This is a genomic window from Bacteroides sp. GD17 (genome assembly GCF_038448625.1).
Lineage (GTDB): Bacteria > Bacteroidota > Bacteroidia > Bacteroidales > Bacteroidaceae > Bacteroides.
In genome coordinates this window covers 77,065-91,113 of the sequence record NZ_JBCEZS010000013.1, presented here as the reverse complement: position 1 = coordinate 91,113, position 14,049 = coordinate 77,065, and the positions used below count along the sequence as shown (strand labels likewise).

Below are 14,049 nucleotides of genomic sequence, written 5' to 3'. Positions count from 1 at the left end.
AAGCGTGCAACTCATTGAGCTGCACGCTTTTGCTTATTGTTTATTATCTGTTTTCTTATCGGAATCATTTGACTTCCTCGAAGTCAGCATCCTGCACATTATCCCCATGCTTACCATTATCCTGAGCACCACCTGCCTGTCCATTCATATCCGGACCAGCCTGTGCACCACCTTGGGCACCGCTCTGAGCATACATTTCAGCGCTGGCAGCTTGGAAAGCTGTGTTCAGTTCTGCCATTGCAGAGTCGACAGCAGCAAGGTCCTGAGCCTTGTGAGCATCTTTCAGTTTCTGCAGAGCAGCTTCAATCGGAGCTTTCTTATCAGCCGGCAACTTGTCACCGAGCTCCTTCAACTGATTCTCAGTAGTGAAGATCATTGAGTCGGCTTGGTTCAGCTTATCAACTTTTTCACGTTCCTTCTTGTCAGCTTCTGCATTAGCCTCAGCCTCCGCCTTCATCTTTTCGATTTCGTCCTTGCTCAAACCACTGGAAGCTTCGATACGTATAGCTTGTTCCTTACCGGTAGCTTTATCCTTGGCAGATACCTTCAAGATACCGTTGGCGTCGATGTCGAACGTAACCTCGATTTGAGGAATACCACGACGAGCCGGGGCAATACCTGTCAAGTTGAACTGACCGATTGATTTGTTCTGAGCAGCCATCGGACGCTCACCCTGCAATACGTGAATAGTAACTTCCGTCTGGTTATCGGCAGCCGTAGAGAAGGTTTCACTCTTCTTGCACGGAATAGTAGTGTTGGCATCAATCAACTTCGTCATTACACCACCCATTGTTTCGATACCCATAGACAGCGGAGTAACATCCAGCAATACCACACCTTTGATTTCATCCGTCAGCACAGCACCCTGCACAGCAGCACCTACGGCTACTACTTCGTCCGGGTTCACACCCTTAGAAGGAGTCTTACCGAAGAACTTCTCTACCAACTCCTGAACAGCAGGAATACGTGAAGAACCACCTACAAGGATTACTTCGTCAATATCAGCGTTGCTCAATCCGGCATCACTCATAGCCTTCTTACACGGTTCCAGACAAGCCTGAATCAAGTTGTGAGCCAAAGCCTCGAACTTAGCACGAGTCAGTGTCTTCACCAAATGCTTGGGCACACCACCTACCGGCATAATGTACGGCAAGTTGATTTCAGTGCTTGAAGAAGAAGACAACTCGATCTTAGCTTTTTCAGCAGCCTCTTTCAGACGTTGCATAGCCATCGGATCCTGAGTCAGGTCGGCACCTTCGTCATTCTTGAATTCATCTACCAGCCAGTTGATGATTACCTGGTCGAAGTCATCACCACCGAGGTGAGTATCACCGTTGGTTGACAATACTTCGAACACACCGCCACCGAATTCGAGGATGGAGATATCGAACGTACCACCACCAAGGTCGAATACGGCAACCTTCATATCTTTGTTTGCCTTGTCGATACCGTAAGCCAAAGCTGCGGCAGTCGGTTCGTTGACGATACGTTTTACTTCAAGTCCGGCAATCTGACCGGCTTCTTTCGTAGCCTGACGTTGAGAGTCGGAGAAGTAAGCCGGAACGGTGATAACGGCTTCCGTTACTTCTTGTCCCAGATAATCTTCGGCAGTCTTTTTCATCTTCTGCAGAATCATAGCGGAGATTTCCTGCGGAGTATAGTGACGTCCGTCAATGTCGACACGCGGCATGTTGTTTTCGTTTACAACTTTATAAGGCATACGGGCTATTTCCTTCTGCACTTGTCCCCAGTTCTCACCCATAAAACGTTTGATGGAGAAGACGGTTCTCGTCGGGTTCGTGATAGCCTGACGCTTGGCGGGGTCACCGATTTTACGTTCGCCACCGTCAACAAATGCTACTACAGAAGGAGTAGTACGCTTACCTTCGCTGTTTGCAATTACTACAGGTTCGTTACCTTCGAATACGGCAACGCAAGAGTTTGTAGTTCCTAAGTCAATACCAATAATTTTTCCCATGATCGTTATTATTTTATTTGTTATTATTCAAGTTCGGTGTCCGCCGCAGTGGCAGACGCCAATAAAAAGACAAACCTCGTGCCAAATTGTTCAGAGGGATGACACATTTCTATTTCTGACAGTTTGTCTGTCAATCTGTCAGAAATAAAAGTTCCTTTCCTGTCGGAAATTACCATTTGTTAATTCCTGTACCGAACAAATGGTCTACTTTTGCCGGGCATTTTGAATATACTATATAATAAGACTGAAGATTATGGAAAAGATGAGAGACAGTATCGACTTCAAGAACACGGACATCACAACATTGTTCCGCAAGTTGTTGCTCCCTACTGTGATGGGGATGATTTTCTCGGCATTGTTCGTTATTACAGACGGTATCTTTGTAGGCAAAGGTATCGGCAGTGACGCTTTGGCAGCGGTCAACATTGTGGCGCCGCTATGGTTGTTTTCTACGGGCATCGGACTGATGTTCGGCGTGGGGGCATCAGTGGTGGCATCCATTCATTTGTCGCACGGCAAGGTGAAGGTGGCACGCATCAACATCACGCAGTCGGTCGTGATTTCTTCACTGCTGCTGATGTGTACTTCTGCCCTGTTCTGCCTGTTTGCCCCGGAAGTGGTGGGTCTGCTGGGCGGTTCGGAACGGCTCACCCCGCTGGCTGTAGAGTATATGCTTTGGTTCGTGCCCTTCTCGCTGTTCACGGCATTGCTCAATTCGGGCATGTTCTTCCTGCGGCTGGACGGTTCGCCCAACTTTGCCATGGTGTGCAATGTGGTGGCTGCGGTACTGAATATCATATTGGATTATCTGTTCATCTTCCCCTTTGGCTGGGGAATGTTCGGTGCCGCACTAGCCAGTGCCATAGGCACTACAGTGGGTGCATTGATGATAGTCATCTATCTGATGCGCCGCCGGTGCGCACTACGCTTCTATCCGATCAAGTTGAGCCGCAAAAGCATGCAGTTGATGCGCCGCAACATCGGTTATATGTGCCGGTTGGGCTCTTCGGCTTTCCTCTGCGAGGTGGCCATTGCGTGCATGATGTTTGTGGGTAATCAGGTATTCATCCACTATCTGAAGGAAGAAGGGGTGGCGGCATTCAGCATTGCCTGCTATTTCTTTCCTATTATATTTATGGTGTACAATGCCATTGCACAGTCGGCACAGCCCATCATCAGTTACAACTACGGACTTGGCGCGGTAAGCCGCGTGCGCCGTACCTACATGCTGGCTCTGAAAACGGCTGTAAGTTGCGGGGCTTGCTTCGCACTGGTCACGATGCTATGCAGCCCGGCGATTGTCGGCATGTTTATCGACCGGAGCTATCCGGCTTACGAGATAGCAGTAAAAGGTCTGCCGTGGTATGCCACTGGCTTCGTTTTCTTTGCGGTCAACATTGTTTCCATCGGCTACTTTCAGAGTGTGGAACGTGCCCGGTACGCCACCCTCATCACCCTGCTGCGCGGCTTCATCCTGCTGATAGCCTGCTTCTTCGGGCTGCCGCTGTTGCTGGGCGACCGGGGCATCTGGCTTGCCACTCCGCTTGCCGAACTGCTGACTACTCTCTTTATCCTGGTGAATTATCTCATCGGGAAAAGGGAGCGCAAAGAAAATTCCATATCTTTGCGACATGAAAACTATGATAGAAAAGTTCTGCAAGAAGTATAAACTGCCGGAAAAGAACCTGTTCGAACTGCTGTCGCACATGACGGAAGTCCGGTTCGGGAAAGGCGAACTGGTGATAAAGGAGGGGGAAAGGAATACCAATTTCTACCTCTTGAAGCAAGGGATATGGCGCGCCTACTATCTGACGGACGGGACGGAAAACTCCTTGTGGTTCGTCGGCCCGGGCGAAGCGGCTTTCTCGTCGTGGGGATATGTGAACGGGGAAGCCTCGCACGTCAATATAGAGTCGGTGAACGACACCATAGCCTATTGCATCGGCAAGGCAGAATTGGAAGCACTCTTTGCAAGTTCCATAGAGATGGCCAACTTCGGCAGGAAAATTTTTGAGAGGGAGATTTTGTCGGTAGACAGTTCGACAATAGCCTATGGAGCCCCTCCCACTGCCAAAGAACGGTACATGACGCTGATGGAAGAAAACCCGGAATTGTTGCAGGATGTGCCGCTCAAGTATCTGGCATCTTATTTATACATCACTCCGCAATCTCTGAGCCGCATACGGGCAGGATTGAAGCACAAGAAAAAGGGCTCTTGACAGAAATCATCTGCAAGAGCCTTTTCTATGATAAAGAATGAATGAGTGTTATTTCTTCACCAGCACCATCACCAGCGAGTTGTCTGCATCGTACAGTCCGATGCCTCCGCCTGCCAGCTTGCCGAAAGACTGAACAGAGTTCAAAGCCTTCGTAATACGGCCTTCCACTTCCATATCGGGGCATGCCATCATCGTACTGATGATTTGCGGGAAAGAAATAGCAGAAGGATTCACCTCATCAACCTGAATGGCACCATTGATGATATTGCAACCGGCATTTCCGTGCAAACGCTTTTCAGCTACATTGAACTCTATGAACGGCTGTTTTTCCATGCCTTCGGGGATAGCCTCACCGGCAGCCTCGGTAATCATCCACTTGCCATCCAGGTCGGACAGTTTCACGGTAGACTCCTTCTTCTGCAATACCACAAGAGGACGATTGGACGAACCGCACAAAGCGATATTCTCCGTCCCCAACTTCTTATACTTCTTCACCTTGCTCAAAGCGGACAATACATTATTCTCGACAGTCATATCGGGACACATCATACGCGTGCTGGCCAAAGCGCCAAGGTCGATAGTGCCCGGCTTGGCATTCACGTCGAACGAGCCCATCAAACGGTTGCAACCACTGTTTCCAAACACTTTTCCACTCTTCGTATCAAAGCCGATATACGGAAATTCTTGTCCCGGAGCAGGGACAACGGCCGAGCCGTTTATTTCGATGATATTCCACTCGCCACCTATAGAAGAAAGGGTAGCGGCATTCTTGGTTGACGCACAAGATGACAGGCCGATCAATGCACTTGCCATACATAGGGAAACAAATACTTTTTTCATTGTTATTCGTTGTTTAAGTTAATTTTTTCGGGGGCAAATATATGTAAAATAACCCAAATGCAAGTAGTTTGTTCGAAAAATGAGATACTTTATTTAAGAATTGAAGCATTTTTCCCAAAGTATTTAGCAGGATTTTAATGTTTATCTAAGAATTAACTCCTATATTTGCTCTCCGTATTTTTTATAAACCTAATAATAATATAAACAGAAGAAATGGGTAAAGTTCTTATTATCGGTGCAGGCGGTGTAGGTACCGTCGTTGCGCACAAAGTGGCTCAAAATCCTGATGTGTTTACTGAAATCATGATAGCCAGCCGCACCAGGTCCAAATGTGACGCCGTTGTAAAAGCGATTGGTAACCCGAACATCAAAACCGCCCAGGTAGATGCCGACAGTGTGGACGAATTGGTGGCACTCTTCAATAGTTTCAAACCCGAGATTGTAATAAATGTTGCCCTCCCCTATCAGGACCTCACTATCATGGAGGCTTGCCTGAAGACCGGTGTCAACTATCTGGATACTGCCAACTACGAACCGAAAGACGTGGCACACTTTGAGTACAGCTGGCAATGGGCCTACAAGAAGCGCTTCGAAGATGCCGGACTGACCGCCATCCTCGGTTGTGGTTTCGACCCGGGAGTGAGCGGTATTTATACAGCCTATGCCGCCAAGCACTACTTCGACGAAATGCAGTACCTCGACATTGTGGACTGCAACGCCGGCAATCACCACAAAGCATTTGCCACCAACTTCAATCCCGAAATAAACATCCGCGAGATTACACAAAACGGACGTTACTACGAGAACGGCCAGTGGGTAACCACCCAGCCTTTGGAAATCCATAAGGATCTGACTTATCCCAACATCGGTCCGCGCGATTCTTATCTGCTCTACCACGAAGAGTTGGAGTCGTTGGTAAAGAATTTCCCCACCATCAAACGCGCCCGTTTCTGGATGACGTTCGGTCAGGAGTATCTGACGCATCTGCGTGTGATTCAGAACATCGGCATGGCACGCATCGACGAAGTGGAATACAACGGCATGAAAATCGTTCCGCTGCAATTCCTGAAAGCCGTGCTTCCCAATCCGCAGGACCTGGGCGAGAACTACGAGGGCGAAACCTCCATCGGTTGCCGCATCCGCGGACTGAAAGACGGCAAAGAACGTACTTACTATGTATATAATAACTGTAGCCACCAGGAAGCCTACAAAGAAACAGGCATGCAAGGCGTAAGCTACACCACCGGCGTTCCCGCCATGATTGGTGCCATGATGTTCCTCAAAGGTATCTGGAAGAAGCCGGGTGTATGGAATGTGGAGGAATTCGATCCGGATCCGTTCATGGAACAACTCAACAAGCAAGGATTGCCTTGGCATGAAGTAATAGACGGAGACCTGGAACTCTAATTTTTAACTCTTAATCTTTTAATTATCAACGTGAACGTAGGAGATAAAGCGCCCGAAATATTGGGCATCAACGAGAAAGGCGAAGAAATTCGCCTGAGCGACTATAAAGGGAAGAAGATAGTACTTTATTTCTATCCCAAGGATATGACCTCCGGCTGCACAGCGCAGGCCTGCAACTTGCGCGATAACTACGCCGACTTGCGCAAAGCAGGTTATGAAGTTATCGGTGTGAGCGTAGACAGCGAGAAGTCGCACCAGAAGTTTATTGAGAAGAACAACCTGCCTTTTACTTTGATTGCCGATACAGACAAGAAACTGGTAGAGCAATTTGGAGTATGGGGTGAGAAAAGTATGTACGGCCGCAAATATATGGGAACCTTCCGCACCACCTTCATCATCAATGAAGAAGGAGTGATTGAGCGCATCATCACCCCGAAGGAAGTGAAAACCAAAGAGCATGCCGCACAAATCCTCTGATTCAGAATTTATAATTTATAATAATGGCAAAGAAAGACGAACTGATTTTTGAGAACGAAGGTGGCAGCAAGATGGCATCCAGCGAAAAGCTGAAGGCCTTGCAAGCTGCCATGGACAAGATAGAAAAGAGCTTTGGCAAGGGTTCTATCATGAAAATGGGCGACGGCATCGTCGAACAAGTAGAAGTAATCCCCACCGGCTCCATCGGACTGAATGTAGCCTTGGGTGTAGGCGGTTACCCGCGCGGACGTATCATTGAAATATACGGCCCGGAATCATCCGGTAAAACAACGCTGGCAATCCACGCCATTGCCGAAGCACAAAAGGCGGGAGGCATCGCCGCATTTATTGATGCGGAACATGCTTTCGACCGTTTCTATGCTGCCAAATTGGGTGTAGATGTGGATAACCTTTTCATCTCTCAGCCGGACAACGGCGAGCAGGCATTGGAAATTGCAGAACAGTTGATTCGCTCCTCGGCCATCGACATCATCGTTATCGACTCTGTAGCCGCCTTGACTCCGAAAGCTGAAATAGAAGGCGATATGGGCGAAAACAAGGTGGGGTTGCAAGCCCGACTCATGTCACAGGCATTGCGTAAACTGACCGGTACCGTCAGCAAGACACGCACCACTTGCATCTTTATCAACCAGTTGCGCGAGAAGATCGGTGTAATGTTCGGCAATCCCGAAACAACGACCGGTGGTAATGCACTGAAATTCTATGCTTCCGTACGTATCGACATACGTGGAAGCCAAGCCATCAAGAATGGCGATGAAGTGCTGGGCAAGCAAACAAAAGTGAAGGTAGTAAAGAATAAAGTAGCACCTCCTTTCCGCAAAGCAGAATTTGACATCATGTTCGGTGAAGGAATCTCCCGCGCAGGCGAAATCATCGACTTGGGTGCGGACTTGGGAATCATCAAAAAAAGTGGTTCCTGGTTCAGCTACAACGATACAAAGATTGCCCAGGGACGCGATGCAGCCAAGCAGGTCATCCTTGATAATCCGGAACTGGCAGAGGAACTGGAAGGACTTATCTTTGCCGAATTGAAGAAAGAGAAGTAATCCGCCTCTCTTCTAAAAAAGAAAATCCTCCGACTTTCCTTCATTAACCTCAAAGGTGATTGAAGGGAAATCGGAGGTTTCCTCTAAATAATAGTGCTTATTCTAAACTTTCCAGGCGCTTTTCCAAATCGTCCATGCTCTTTTCAAAGCGTTTCCATGTATCGGCATCCATCTGGTCTTTCAGAGATTCCAAATCCTTCAGTTTAGTAATGCCTTTCAAACTTTTCAATGCCATCCCTTTCGACTGTTTCAATTCTCCTACCCAGTCTCTATTCTTCAGTTTCTCTATTTCTGCCCAATTAATATCGGGTATCTGATAAATATCCACACCACCGCTGTTCCAACTGGTATTCTGATACATCATGATGTTCTGAATATCTTTCAGCGTCATATCGCCTTCCAAATAGACGAATTTCAGCGTAGCGGCACCATCTATAATCATAATCAGTTCTTTTACCTTATCCCCTTTTCGGCTGATATAGAACTCAGAACTGGATACAGTGCCCTTCTGCTTCATCAACAGCTCGTATTTGGAAGCCTGCACCAGGGAGCGGAGATCCTTACGCATATCCTTCTTCACATTGCTATCCATCGTAGAGAGTATCTGAACAGAGTTCAACTGCCCCGACACCTTACCTATATAGACATCTTTCGTAAACAGATTAGGATTCGTTTCTATCATCGCCTTGGATATATAGACTGATGACACCCCTTTCATATCCCCGTATTTGTTGAATAAGTTCTTCTGCGCCTGGCAGAGCAGGGGCAACAACAACAGCATCCCTGCCAAAATCATTTTCATTGTTTTCATATCAGATTATCTTTGAATTTCTTGTCTTACTTCCTGATTTACTTTCGTCAAATCCAGCCGGGTCTCTTCCACTTGTTCAACGCCTTTGTTCAAATTGGTGGAGACTTCCATTAAAGTGGCCTGGAGCACCTTATAGGCAGCCTCCGGATCCGAGAAAGTATCTTGCGGCGTAGGCGGACACATATCCCGACCTATCCCCGTAACACCATAACCGATTCCCAGCAAGAGCAGAACCGTAGCAGCAATACCCCCTATCCAACGCCAATTGCGTTTGGATTTGTTCCGATGGAAGAAGCGTTGTTCTTCTTCGGCCTGTTCATCAATCATCCGGCTTAGTCTGTCCTCCAATCCGGCAAGAACATCCACCACCATTTCCTGGCAAAAAAAGCTAAGAAAGATTTTCCTGTCCTTTTGCAAGTGTTGGGGCACTTCTTCGGTTCTGAAAGCTTCTTTCAACAGCTCTTCTTCCTGCTCATTGGTGTTCCCCTCGTAAAACGCAGCGAGCAGTCTTTCAATTTCCTCGACTTTCATAGTTACTCCATTTATTAAATTCTTCACGTATCTTTTTCCTTGCCCGGGACAACAGTACACGGACATTGGTAGCATTCAATCCGGTGACTTGCTCTATCTCTTCGTAAGAACATCCTTTGACATCGCGCAGCATTACTACTTTCTGTTGCTGCACCGGCAAGTGGGCAATGATATGCTTTACCTGCTGTGCCTCGTCCCGCACTTCAAAGTTATCTGCCGGAGAAACTTTGTGTACTTCGGTCAACTCCACGCTTTGCTTGTTCAATGTATATTTGCCCGAACGAAGCAGGTCAAAGCACATGTTCTTCACCAAAGTAACGCTGAATGCTTCCGGATTACTGATAATAGCCAGTCCTTCCCGCTTGTCCCACAGCTTCAAATAAGCCTCCTGCACCAAGTCTTCAGCGTCGGCTGCGTTCTCCAATAGCTTATAGGCTATGCAGTACAGCTTACGATGATAAGGCAGAAACTCTTTTTTAAAACTCTCAGCGTCCATGGGCTCTTAAATAAATACTTAATTCCTGTTTATACCCTTTAGACGTATCAATAAAAGGTTTTGTTACACGATAGGAAAGAAAAAATAGAGAAGTATTAAATAGCAACAGAATTCATCCCGGTATAGTAACCCTTATTTCAATGCATCAGTTATCCTTTTCTTTAAATTCAATTTTGCAATGTCCTCCGGTCTTAAATCCAACTCTATGAGAACCTTGGCTGATGAGAACTCATATTCTTGTTCTTTATTATCACAATTTGTCTGATTCTTATGAATGGAATACAACAAGGCAAAATCATAATCCAATGCCCGGGAAACATTGTACAGCGTATCAGTATCAATACTTTTCCGCGTCAACATATAGTCAACGCTTTGAGGCTTAACATTCAGTCTACGTGCAAGTTCTGCCTTTGTTACCTGTTGTTCCGCCATTACGTTCTTGATGATCTCACCAATGTATATATTACTCTTTTCCATTAATATGAAGATACAAATTAATAGTTCAGTTTAAAAGACAGAAGAACAATAAATCAACTGGTAATTGCGTTCATTTTATTCATAATTCATTTGTTTTATCAAATATTTTATGATAACTTTGCCGCGTATTCATATAAATAAACAAATAATATCTGTGACATGACACTACTGATTTTCATACTTATATCCATTCCAGTAAGTATACTGGCCATTTTAATATGGATATATAGTGACTTTAAGAAATATAAAAGACAAAATAATCTGATTATTCTACTCTTTTTCCTATTTCCTACCACCTTATGTGCACAATATGTAGATAATGACTGCCGTATTTCCTTTAAGTGGTACGAAAATCAAAAGGGAAAACTGGAATACAGCAAAAATGAGATACTTTACAAATTTATCCCAAGTAGCACATATTGGGAAATAATAATTCGGAACACTTCTTCCAAAGACGCCCAAATTAATTGGAAAAATGTGCAATTTATAGCCAACGGTAGGGCATCAGAAATAACATTGGCCCCTTCCGAAACAGAAGATTCTCTCCTATCAACCATAAAAAGTAATTCTGAAATTAGTCGAACAATTACCATAACCACCTCTATGGGGAAAAATAAAATAAGCCAAAAGATATATGACAGTAAGAGCATCCGGAAAGGAAATAAAGCAGCTGTTACCATTATACTTCCTATATCTATCGGCAAGCAACCCAATTTTTCCAATACATTTGATTTTATCGTAACGAAAGCAAACTGATCATGACCACTCAAGATATCAAAGAACAGTTAAACAAAGCACGTTCTTGGCATATTGTATTGACACAACCCAAGAACGAACTGAAAATAAGAAAAATATTGGAGCGGCAAGGACTGATTACCCATCTTCCCCTTACTCCCGTGAAAAGACGTTGGGGAGACCGTATAAAAGAAATACACATCCCGGCCGTAGCGAGATGTGTATTCGTATATGTTTCGCCAGAAGAGATGAATATTCTGCGAAACCATCATCCTATTCTTCCGCTGGAGGTACTTTGAACCGGCCTTACGCCAAAGCCGGTACCAAGTATTTTGCCAGCAAATAGCCACCGCCCACCAGCCAGATATAAATCAGAAAAGCCAGAACAAACGGTTTTGCACCGGCTTGCTTGAACTTATCGATGCTGGTATCGGTGCCCAATGCCGTCATTGCCATTGTAAGCATAAAAGTATCAATGTATTCTATCGCGCCATTTAAAGGAATGTCTTTCACCGTTGGTGCATCGAACAGATATTGCAACAGGGAATTCAGACAGATTATTCCGATAAAACCAAAGGCAAACCAGGGAATCGTAATCTTGCTCTTAACAACATTGCCGTTGGCATCTACCTTCTTGCGTCCGGCCAAAGCAAAACTCATGACAACCAATACCGGCGCCAGCATCATCACACGAATCATTTTCGTGATAGTGGCGGGTCCTGCAATGCCAAGAGCGTCCGTGGGATCCATTGCATTCCCTGCACCGGCCACGTGGGCCACTTCGTGCAAAGTACTTCCCGTATAGATGGCCACTCCCATATTACTCAATCCGTCGAGCAAACCTGCCCGATACATGATGGGATAAAGAAACATAGAGATAGTACCGAAGATAACCACCGTAGACACTGCAATGGCAGTTTTGTGTCCTTCGCACTTTACAACCGGCTCCGCACCCAGCACTGCTGCCGCACCGCAAATAGCACTACCGGTAGAAGTCATCAGTGCCGTATCCTTATCAATCTTCAATAACTTTCCCAATCCAAGACCGATAAAAATGGTTCCGGCCACAATAATGGTATCAATCACCACCGCAGGCAGACCTACTTGTGCAACCTGCGTCAAGGTCAAGCGGAAACCATACAGCACAATACCCGCACGCAGCACCTGCTTTGTACAGAATTTGATACCCGGCACCCATGTTTCCGGCAAATGGTTACGCAAACTGTTGGCATATATCATACCAAAAATGATACCCACAATAAGGGGACTAAAAGAAAGACTTTTCACAAAAGGAATTTCAGCGATATAAAAAGCTGAAAAAGAGAATAAGGCAATTAACAAAATGCCATGCATCGTATTGCCTCTGTTTCCGCGACTGAACATAAATTTTAATTTAGTGTTTACAACCTTATTTTTAAACTGGGGCAAAGGTACGCTTTTCTCTTACTCCATCCTATTTAAATCTTTTTATACGTGATAACGAAAAGTAATAATCCTTTTACAACTGACTGTTATGATGCATAGCAAATTGCATGAATACCTGAGCCAGTCCGCTCTCCTGCCCTTGCGACTGAGCAAAAATGAAATCACGGCTCATGGGCATTCCCTTTATTTCGACCACGCGCAATGCTCCGGAATAGAGTTCACGAGTGATGGAACGGACAGACACAATGCCCAAACAATCGGTATGCTCCAAAAAGAGTTTGATACTCTCCGTACTGCCCAGATACATCAACACATGCAGCGACGACAGCTTTATATTATGCTTCTGAAGGGCTCTCTCAAAAACATCCAGTGTACCGGAACCTCTTTCACGGAGTACTAAAGGCAGCACCGACAGTTCTTCCGGCGTTATCTCGTCTCCCACAGGCAGCTTACTATTGGTACGGATCACAGCTACAAGTTCATCCTCAAGAAAAGTCGTATATTTCAAATTGGGCAGACGGAAAACGCCCTCCACCAAACCTAAATCAATGCGGTGTTCCTGCAGGGCAAGTTCTATCGCCCGGGAGTTTCCGTTCAATAAAGAAAGGTTGACCTGAGGAAATTTTCCGATAAAACGGCCAAGCAAAGGAGGAAGCACATACTGCGCAATCGTAGTACTGGCACCGAGCTTCAACTCACCGGTATACTCATTGTGCAGCAAGTGCATCTCATATTCCAATCGTTTATAGTCTTCCAATATCCGTTCGCAATGCTCCAACAGCAACTTCCCGGATTCCGTCAGCGAAATCCGGCTACCTTGACGGTCGAACAGACGTGTCTGATAAGCAGTTTCCAACTCCTGCACATGCTTGGTGATGGCAGGCTGACTGATGAACAACTCCTGCGAAGCTTTTGTAAAACTCAGATTCTTCGCAACGGACTGGAATACTTTTAGACGAAAATCACTCATACATTAACATTATAATTCATCAGGATTAATACCGAAAGCATGCGCCAAAGAGTAAGACACCGGTTCCTGCCGACAATATATCGGTTGCGAAGTCTCCTCCATCGTGAAGTAGACGGCCCTGCTGCGCTCTTCTTCCTTTTTATTCTTAAAGAATCTGCATAACTTCTCCTCCACCTTGTCACCATATACCGGGTGAAAGGGCAATAACATCAGGCACCTCACGTCAGTGGAATCCAGGGCAATGTTCATCAAGTCGAGATACAACTCTTCGGTCGAAACAATTCCGGAAGAAGAAACGGAAGAAAACAGATATTCTCCAATCGGTGTACGGCAAGCCAAACTGCCCAGATGATCCAAATCAGACGGTTCGCAACAGCTTAATGTATGGACGGCCTGGTCGTGTAGCAATATCACTTCAATCTTACTCTCCCCTACCTTCAGCCCGGCATCCAGGGCCATATAGCTTAACCATGCCGGCAAATCTACATTGGGCAGTTCGCGTCCCAACCTTATGCTTAAAAAACTCTTTGCACTACGAACAAATTCATTCAAAAACGCAACATCTATCAATATTACATTCTCCGAAAGCTTTATATCTTCTAACATTACTTCTAAA

Annotated in this window: 16 protein-coding genes; 7 read left to right on the top strand and 9 right to left on the bottom strand. The window is 45.8% G+C overall.

The genetic code is table 11. The features are described from left to right. Positions 1 to 64 precede the first annotated feature (64 nt). Positions 65 to 1,978, bottom strand: coding sequence for a molecular chaperone DnaK (dnaK, locus tag AAE250_RS18015; RefSeq protein ID WP_342289218.1), 1,914 nt, complete (start codon positions 1,976 to 1,978; stop codon positions 65 to 67). Positions 1,979 to 2,231: 253 nt separating this feature from the next. Here dnaK and AAE250_RS18010 point away from each other — a divergent pair, with 253 nt between their 5' ends. Both AAE250_RS18010 and AAE250_RS18005 read left to right on the top strand, forming a co-directional pair. After that, positions 2,232 to 3,647 carry an MATE family efflux transporter gene (locus tag AAE250_RS18010; RefSeq protein WP_342289217.1) on the top strand — a complete coding sequence of 472 codons (1,416 nt, stop codon included), beginning with the start codon at positions 2,232 to 2,234 and terminating at the stop codon, positions 3,645 to 3,647. Then, complete coding sequence (locus tag AAE250_RS18005; RefSeq protein WP_342289216.1) at positions 3,610 to 4,197, top strand: Crp/Fnr family transcriptional regulator; 588 nt, start codon at positions 3,610 to 3,612, stop codon at positions 4,195 to 4,197. Before AAE250_RS18010 ends, AAE250_RS18005 begins: the two co-directional genes overlap by 38 nt. Before the next feature lie 48 nt (positions 4,198 to 4,245). Here AAE250_RS18005 and AAE250_RS18000 read toward each other — a convergent pair whose 3' ends face one another. Continuing rightward, positions 4,246 to 5,037 carry an META domain-containing protein gene (locus tag AAE250_RS18000; protein ID WP_342289215.1) on the bottom strand — a complete coding sequence of 264 codons (792 nt, stop codon included), beginning with the start codon at positions 5,035 to 5,037 and terminating at the stop codon, positions 4,246 to 4,248. Between the two features lie 213 nt (positions 5,038 to 5,250). On the opposite strand from AAE250_RS18000, the gene AAE250_RS17995 reads away from it, so the two are divergent. Genes AAE250_RS17995 through recA form a run of 3 tightly spaced genes read left to right on the top strand, consistent with a single transcriptional unit; the run spans position 5,251 to position 7,988 of the window. After that, entirely contained in the window at positions 5,251 to 6,444 is a 1,194-nt protein-coding gene (locus AAE250_RS17995) for a saccharopine dehydrogenase family protein (RefSeq protein WP_342289214.1), read from the top strand. A gap of 30 nt (positions 6,445 to 6,474) precedes the next feature. Continuing rightward, complete coding sequence (bcp, locus tag AAE250_RS17990) at positions 6,475 to 6,921, top strand: thioredoxin-dependent thiol peroxidase (protein WP_342289213.1); 447 nt, start codon at positions 6,475 to 6,477, stop codon at positions 6,919 to 6,921. 23 nt (positions 6,922 to 6,944) lie between these two features. Next, positions 6,945 to 7,988 carry a recombinase RecA gene (gene recA, locus AAE250_RS17985; RefSeq protein ID WP_342289212.1) on the top strand — a complete coding sequence of 348 codons (1,044 nt, stop codon included), beginning with the start codon at positions 6,945 to 6,947 and terminating at the stop codon, positions 7,986 to 7,988. 97 nt (positions 7,989 to 8,085) lie between these two features. On the opposite strand, the gene AAE250_RS17980 is transcribed toward recA, so the two are convergent. The 4 genes from AAE250_RS17980 to AAE250_RS17965 form a co-directional block, all read right to left on the bottom strand. Continuing rightward, the gene (locus AAE250_RS17980) at positions 8,086 to 8,799 is read right to left on the bottom strand and encodes a DUF4252 domain-containing protein (protein WP_342289211.1); all 714 of its coding nucleotides are present in this window, start codon (positions 8,797 to 8,799) and stop codon (positions 8,086 to 8,088) included. 6 nt (positions 8,800 to 8,805) lie between these two features. Beyond that, a complete protein-coding gene (locus AAE250_RS17975) occupies positions 8,806 to 9,330 on the bottom strand; it encodes a hypothetical protein (RefSeq protein WP_342289210.1) in 525 nt (174 codons plus the stop codon). Beyond that, a complete protein-coding gene (locus AAE250_RS17970) occupies positions 9,311 to 9,826 on the bottom strand; it encodes an RNA polymerase sigma factor (RefSeq protein WP_342289209.1) in 516 nt (171 codons plus the stop codon). Before AAE250_RS17970 ends, AAE250_RS17975 begins: the two co-directional genes overlap by 20 nt. A 132-nt stretch (positions 9,827 to 9,958) precedes the next feature. Beyond that, entirely contained in the window at positions 9,959 to 10,303 is a 345-nt protein-coding gene (locus tag AAE250_RS17965; protein WP_342289208.1) for a helix-turn-helix domain-containing protein, read from the bottom strand. 159 nt (positions 10,304 to 10,462) lie between these two features. Here AAE250_RS17965 and AAE250_RS17960 point away from each other — a divergent pair, with 159 nt between their 5' ends. Together AAE250_RS17960 and AAE250_RS17955 are read left to right on the top strand one after the other, a co-directional pair. Further along, positions 10,463 to 11,059, top strand: a complete 597-nt coding sequence (locus AAE250_RS17960) for a hypothetical protein (protein ID WP_342289207.1) — start codon at positions 10,463 to 10,465, stop codon at positions 11,057 to 11,059. Positions 11,060 to 11,061: 2 nt separating this feature from the next. After that, positions 11,062 to 11,337: a UpxY family transcription antiterminator gene (locus AAE250_RS17955; protein WP_342289206.1), complete on the top strand. Its 276-nt coding sequence runs from the start codon at positions 11,062 to 11,064 to the stop codon at positions 11,335 to 11,337. Between the two features lie 7 nt (positions 11,338 to 11,344). On the opposite strand, the gene AAE250_RS17950 is transcribed toward AAE250_RS17955, so the two are convergent. The 3 genes from AAE250_RS17950 to AAE250_RS17940 form a co-directional block, all read right to left on the bottom strand. After that, entirely contained in the window at positions 11,345 to 12,421 is a 1,077-nt protein-coding gene (locus AAE250_RS17950; RefSeq protein ID WP_342289205.1) for a YeiH family protein, read from the bottom strand. A 115-nt stretch (positions 12,422 to 12,536) separates the two neighbouring features. Beyond that, a complete protein-coding gene (locus AAE250_RS17945; protein ID WP_342289204.1) occupies positions 12,537 to 13,433 on the bottom strand; it encodes a LysR substrate-binding domain-containing protein in 897 nt (298 codons plus the stop codon). 9 nt (positions 13,434 to 13,442) lie between these two features. After that, positions 13,443 to 14,039: a DUF6621 family protein gene (locus AAE250_RS17940; protein WP_342289203.1), complete on the bottom strand. Its 597-nt coding sequence runs from the start codon at positions 14,037 to 14,039 to the stop codon at positions 13,443 to 13,445. Positions 14,040 to 14,049: the final 10 nt, after the last annotated feature.

Coding starts and splice junctions, on each gene's coding strand:
- dnaK (WP_342289218.1), bottom strand. CDS start 1,978: ATGGGAAAAATTATTGGTATTGACTTAGGAACTACAAACTCTTGCGTT.
- AAE250_RS18010 (WP_342289217.1), top strand. CDS start 2,232: ATGGAAAAGATGAGAGACAGTATCGACTTCAAGAACACGGACATCACA.
- AAE250_RS18005 (WP_342289216.1), top strand. CDS start 3,610: ATGAAAACTATGATAGAAAAGTTCTGCAAGAAGTATAAACTGCCGGAA.
- AAE250_RS18000 (WP_342289215.1), bottom strand. CDS start 5,037: ATGAAAAAAGTATTTGTTTCCCTATGTATGGCAAGTGCATTGATCGGC.
- AAE250_RS17995 (WP_342289214.1), top strand. CDS start 5,251: ATGGGTAAAGTTCTTATTATCGGTGCAGGCGGTGTAGGTACCGTCGTT.
- recA (WP_342289212.1), top strand. CDS start 6,945: ATGGCAAAGAAAGACGAACTGATTTTTGAGAACGAAGGTGGCAGCAAG.
- AAE250_RS17980 (WP_342289211.1), bottom strand. CDS start 8,799: ATGAAAACAATGAAAATGATTTTGGCAGGGATGCTGTTGTTGTTGCCC.
- AAE250_RS17975 (WP_342289210.1), bottom strand. CDS start 9,330: ATGAAAGTCGAGGAAATTGAAAGACTGCTCGCTGCGTTTTACGAGGGG.
- AAE250_RS17970 (WP_342289209.1), bottom strand. CDS start 9,826: ATGGACGCTGAGAGTTTTAAAAAAGAGTTTCTGCCTTATCATCGTAAG.
- AAE250_RS17965 (WP_342289208.1), bottom strand. CDS start 10,303: ATGGAAAAGAGTAATATATACATTGGTGAGATCATCAAGAACGTAATG.
- AAE250_RS17960 (WP_342289207.1), top strand. CDS start 10,463: ATGACACTACTGATTTTCATACTTATATCCATTCCAGTAAGTATACTG.
- AAE250_RS17955 (WP_342289206.1), top strand. CDS start 11,062: ATGACCACTCAAGATATCAAAGAACAGTTAAACAAAGCACGTTCTTGG.
- AAE250_RS17950 (WP_342289205.1), bottom strand. CDS start 12,421: ATGTTCAGTCGCGGAAACAGAGGCAATACGATGCATGGCATTTTGTTA.
- AAE250_RS17945 (WP_342289204.1), bottom strand. CDS start 13,433: ATGAGTGATTTTCGTCTAAAAGTATTCCAGTCCGTTGCGAAGAATCTG.
- AAE250_RS17940 (WP_342289203.1), bottom strand. CDS start 14,039: ATGTTAGAAGATATAAAGCTTTCGGAGAATGTAATATTGATAGATGTT.